This window comes from Pseudomonas edaphica, from assembly GCF_005863185.1.
Classification (GTDB): domain Bacteria; phylum Pseudomonadota; class Gammaproteobacteria; order Pseudomonadales; family Pseudomonadaceae; genus Aquipseudomonas; species Aquipseudomonas edaphica.
The window spans coordinates 1-1,872 of the sequence record NZ_VBVZ01000877.1; the positions used below are offsets into that span (position 1 = coordinate 1).

2 protein-coding genes are annotated in these 1,872 nt (G+C 65.0%); one reads left to right on the top strand and one right to left on the bottom strand.

Annotated features, from left to right (window positions below; translation table 11 throughout):
- The coding region (locus tag FEM54_RS31635) for an aminotransferase-like domain-containing protein (RefSeq protein ID WP_138454174.1) at positions 1–895 on the bottom strand (895 nt) is incomplete at its 3' end.
- A gap of 94 nt (positions 896–989) precedes the next feature.
- On the opposite strand from FEM54_RS31635, the gene FEM54_RS31640 reads away from it, so the two are divergent.
- A partial coding sequence (locus FEM54_RS31640; RefSeq protein WP_138454175.1) for a multidrug effflux MFS transporter occupies positions 990–1,872 on the top strand: 883 nt, incomplete at its 3' end.

Consider the following 1,872-nt stretch of genomic DNA (forward strand, 5'->3'; position numbering starts at 1 on the left):
TAAGAGACAGGTTGTATTCGCTGTCGTAATCGTCTTCGACCACCCAGGCGTCAGCGCGTGCGGCCCAGTCCAGCAATGCCAGGCGGCGCGAGACCGACAAGGTCATGCCCAATGGCGCCTGGTGGGCAGGCGACACGTAAGCCAACCGCGCCGTGGCTGGGAGTTGGTCGGTGTCGAGGCCTTCGGCCGTGACCGGGATCGATTGAACCTGCGCGCCAGCCAGGCTGAACAGGCGCCGCGCAGGCTTATAGCCTGGGTCTTCGACGCATGCCGTGTCGCCGGGTTTGAGCAGCGTGCGCGCGATCAGGTCGAGGGCGTGACGAATGCCCGTGGTGACAATCACCTCATCCGCCTCGCAGTGCATGCCGCGGTAACTGCGCAGGTAGTCGGCGATTTGCTCGCGCAATGCCGGTAACCCGGCCGGGTGCGCGGCCTCCAGCGCACCCGGCCCCGCCGACAGTAAGCCACGGGAAATACAGCGTGCCCAGGTTTTCAAGTCGAACAGACTGGCATCCGGGCGCCGGGCCACAAAAGGCACGTGGCTTTGCACGCCGGCGTCGGGCTGATCAGGCACGGCCAGGCGGCGCGGTTTGCTGCTCGGCGCCGGGGCCGCGATAAACTCCTCGGGGATCACTGCACTCACCCGCGTGCCGGAGCCCGCCACGCGCTCGACATACCCCTCGCTGTGCAAGCGCTCGAACGCCGCCTCCAGGGTGCCACGCGACACCAACCAACGCTCGGCCAGGCTGCGGGTCGAGGGCAAGCGGCTGCCCACCGGCAACTGGCGATTGAGGATGGCGGCGCGCAACGCGTCATAGGCACCCTGCTGCTTGCTGACGTCCAGCGTATCCGGGCGCGGCAAGTCCAAGATGGCGGCGGTTTTTCCTCGGCGCATAAGTGGTCCAGTGTTTTAAGCCATAAGCGGCTCAAAGAATTAAACCACAAAGTCGTTAGAGTTCAGGCTCTACTCGTTAGCAAAGAAGCTTCCCATGACTCAACGCGCCCTCTCCACCGGGTTCTGGCTGGTCCTGCTGACCGTGCTGATCGCCCTGCCCCGCCTCACGCTCGACCTGCATCTGCCAGCCTTGCCCGCCATGGCCGACTACTTCCACAGCAGCGACAGCCAACTGCAACTGACCCTCACGCTGTACACCCTGGGCTCGGCGATTTCCCTGCTGGTCAGCGGCCCGTTGACCGACCGCTTCGGCCGGCGCCCGGTCTTGCTGGCCGGGCTGCTGCTGTACGTGGTGGCGACGGTGACCTGCGCCCAGGCCAACAGCCTCGGCGTGCTGGTGATCGCCCGGCTGTTCCAGGCCCTAGGCGGTTGCTGTACCACGGTGATCGGTCGGGTGATCGTGCGCGATTACTTCGACCGCCACGAACAAGCGCGTCTGCTCGGCCTGATCTCCATGGCCATGGCCATCTCGCCGATGGCCGCGCCAGTGCTTGGCAGCCTGATGCTGCCCTTGATCAACTGGCGTGGCTTGTTTGTGCTGCTGGCCGTGATCGGCGCCGTGCTGTGCCTGGTGGTTTACCGCCGCCTGCCGGAAACCCGCCCGACCGAAGTTGCCGCTGCGCCGCCGAGCAACCTGCTGCGCGTGTATGGCCAACTGCTGCGCGACCGCTATTTCCTGCGGTACGCCTTGGCCATCGGCTGCGTGTACAGCACGTATTTTCCGTTTATCAGCGAGTCGTCTTCGCTGTTGCAGCGCGGCTACCAACTGACGGCCACGGAATACGCGCTGGTATTCGCCGCGACGATCAGCGGCTACATGCTCGGGGCGAACCTGTTTCGCCGTTTGGTATTGCGCTTCGAGCCCGACCACTTGATCAACGCTGGGATCGGCCTGAATGTGCTGGGCAGCGTTTTGC